This window comes from Parasphingorhabdus sp., from assembly GCF_036963705.1.
Classification (GTDB): domain Bacteria; phylum Pseudomonadota; class Alphaproteobacteria; order Sphingomonadales; family Sphingomonadaceae; genus Parasphingorhabdus.
Genome location: NZ_JBALUT010000134.1, coordinates 1 through 3,099 on the forward strand (window position 1 = coordinate 1; position 3,099 = coordinate 3,099).

At 50.9% G+C, this 3,099-nt stretch carries 4 protein-coding genes; all 4 read left to right on the forward strand.

The window, feature by feature from the left end:
* On the forward strand, positions 1-220 hold a 220-nt coding region (locus tag V7680_RS15290), incomplete at its 5' end, for a hypothetical protein (protein ID WP_335654116.1).
* A 54-nt stretch (positions 221-274) separates the two neighbouring features.
* On the forward strand, positions 275-625 hold the full coding sequence (locus tag V7680_RS15295; protein WP_335654117.1) for a hypothetical protein: 351 nt from the start codon (positions 275-277) through the stop codon (positions 623-625).
* Positions 622-1,068 carry a hypothetical protein gene (locus V7680_RS15300; protein ID WP_335654118.1) on the forward strand — a complete coding sequence of 149 codons (447 nt, stop codon included), beginning with the start codon at positions 622-624 and terminating at the stop codon, positions 1,066-1,068. Before V7680_RS15295 ends, V7680_RS15300 begins: the two co-directional genes overlap by 4 nt.
* Positions 1,069-1,094: 26 nt before the next feature.
* On the forward strand, positions 1,095-2,432 hold the full coding sequence (locus V7680_RS15305; RefSeq protein ID WP_335654119.1) for an APC family permease: 1,338 nt from the start codon (positions 1,095-1,097) through the stop codon (positions 2,430-2,432).
* The last annotated feature ends 667 nt before the right edge of the window (positions 2,433-3,099 follow it).

Consider the following 3,099-nt stretch of genomic DNA (forward strand, 5'->3'; position numbering starts at 1 on the left):
AGCCAAGGCACGCCACCTCAGTCAGCTAACAATGGGCAATATCCGCCAGAACTTGTTCTTTGCGTTTATCTATAACGGGCTTGGTGTGCCGGTTGCGGCAGGCATTCTCTATCCGTGGTTCGGCATCTTACTCAGCCCGATGATCGCGGCGGCGGCGATGAGTCTTTCGTCTGTATCTGTAATCGCCAACGCCTTGCGTTTGCGCCGCAAAGCGCTGTGAGCTGCGCGAACGAAATGAAGCGATCCAACAACCAATAAAATCCGGGAATATGGCATGACGAAAAATGATGACCCAAAGCGATTAAATAATCTGCCGTTGGCGCTTTCTCGCTGGGATAATGAGGGAGGGCACCAACCAGAAATAGACAAACGCGGTTCCAAAGATCCGGAAATGACCAACACTGAACTCGTCCAGCTTCGTGTCCGCGTCATTGCGCTGGAAAATATTGTCCTTGCCTTGCTGGCGGATCAACCAGCTGAGACCTATGACAAGGTCCGTGAAATGGCAGAGCTTATTTCGCCCCGAGAGGACGCGACACAGCATCCTTTGACGGTTGAAGCCGCATGGCACATGAACCGGTTCGCAGACCGAGCAGCGCGATTTGGTCCGATTGATGATAAATGAAAATTGATAAAGCACCCGAAGTCCATATTGCTACGTTTGGCTTCTTTACGTCCTTCATCTGGGAAATGCTGCAAATGCCGTTCTTTGATGTGGGTTTGGCAACCAGCTGGGAAAGCACGCTAGGCTGCACGCGAGCGACATTTGGCGATGCCGCAATATTGGTGCTGGCATACACGGTGGTCTCGATGTTGAAACGAGACAGGCATTGGATGCACCGGCCAACTTACGGAATGATCGGCATCTATCTGCTGACCGGCCTCGGAATTACCGTCATCATCGAAGAAATCGCGACCAGCGTGCCAACGCGGTGGGGTTGGGGTTGGCGATACAGCGAACTCATGCCCTTAGTCCCCGGCACAAATATTGGTGTCGTTCCCATTCTTATGTGGATAGCCATCCCAATGATAACGCTCTGGTTCGCAAGGCGCCAGCCACAACCCTGACCCTGGAAATGCCAAAGGCACAGCAGATGCAAAGCAGCTCGTATAACAAAAACAGCCTCACGCTGGCGGGTACCGTAGCGATGGGGACCGGCGTCATGATCGGTGCGGGCATATTCGCGCTAACGGGTCAGATTGCCGAATTATCAGGACCGTTATTCCCTCTAGCGTTCCTTATCGGGGCCGTGATCAGCGGGTTCAGCGCCTACACTTATATCAAGGTTTCCAATAAATATCCGTCAGCTGGCGGCATCGCTATGATCCTCAAAAAATCATATGGGCCGTCTACTATTACCGGTGCAGCCGCCTTGATGATGGCCTTTTCGATGATCATCAACGAAAGCCTGGTTGCCAGAACTTTCGGAACCTATACGCTCCAATTGTTCGATATAGGCCGCGATTCCGTGCTGGTTCCGATACTGGCGATTGGTCTGATCGTCTTCGCATTTATCGTGAACATCGCCGGTAACAAGATTATCGGCGCGATCTCCTCGATCACCGCGATCCTGAAAATTGGCGGCATACTGATTTTTTCCCTCACAATTCTCTGGGCATCCGGATTCACGTTCGAGTTTACGCAAACCGCCCCAAGCGAAGCGGCTTCGCCAACCGGTTTCATTGCTGGGGTTGCCCTCGCCATATTGGCGTTCAAGGGCTTTACCACAATCACCAATAGCGGCGGCGAGGTTGTGGAGCCTGAGAAGAATGTCGGTCGCGCTATCATGATCTCTCTGGGGATATGCTTGATCGTCTATATGACCGTAGCGCTCGCAGTGGGCTCTACGCTTAGCATTAGCGAAATTGCTGCCGCCAAAGATTATGCGCTGGCAGAGGCGGCGCGTCCTGCCTTTGGTGAATACGGCGTGTGGTTCACGGTTGCTGTCGCCATCATTGCAACCGCATCAGGGCTTCTTGCCAGCGTTTTTGCCGTATCGCGAATGCTGGCGATGCTTACGGATATGAACCTCATTCCGCACCGCCATTTTGGAATGCCCGGTGGCATCCAAAAGCACACACTTGTTTTCACCGTAATTGCCGCAGGCCTGTTGGCTGCGTTCTTTGATTTGAGCCGGATAGCATCATTGGGGGCCATATTTTATCTGGTCATGGACATGATCATCCATTGGGGCGTGTATCGTCACCTCAAAGAAGATGTCGAAGCAAGGGGCTGGATTTTGTTAAGCGCGATCATTCTGGATTTGATTGTTCTTGGAGCATTCCTAACCATGAAGGCAGCGAGCGATCCAATGATCATAGCAATCTCCTTTGCCGGGATTGCCGGATTTTTTGCGTTCGAGAAATACTATCTGTCGTATCGGCGAAATGACCATCATCCTGCATCAGCACATTCAGATCACTCGCATTAATTGGGTAGGGCGGTAGCACCCATTCCGAAAATGGTAGATTTCAATCGTTGAGGGCGTGTCAAATTAGGTGCTGCATAGGATCAATCTGATTTTACCCCAGTTGCCGATGCTGAAACCGACGATAATCTCGCATTCTCACCCATTTGTGTTAGCGCTCTAACACAAAAATCTAAGATTCAGTCCATATGAGCAAAAAGTCTAGCACAATTTTTAACACATGACATAGATATGCCTTTCAAAAGCGTTTAATATCAATTATATAAAGATGTAGCTTTCCGTCTCATAACCTGAAGGTCGTAGGTTCAAATCCTACTCCCGCAACCAATAATCAAAAACGCCCCGCTGAATATAGCGGGGCCTTTTTTGCGTTCGAGCCGTAAGCATATAGTAAGCAAGCTGGGGCGTAGAGCAGCGTATTAAAGAGCTGTATCAAGGGTTTGTTGGTCTCTGTCCGGAAGCGCAAAGATCCATGCCGACTGGTAGATTGTTTTGAGAACGTAACATTTGCGCCCGCTGTTCTTCGACTTTCAGGTTTTGGCGTTATCGGCCACCGCTCGTGCCGATTATTGGTGGCAAGCGCTGGCAGGCGCCTTCCAGCTACTTCTCGAATCAAAGTGGACTTAATGATCGCTCGGTCCGATTGGCCGCAGTTGGGCCGTTTGGGGAC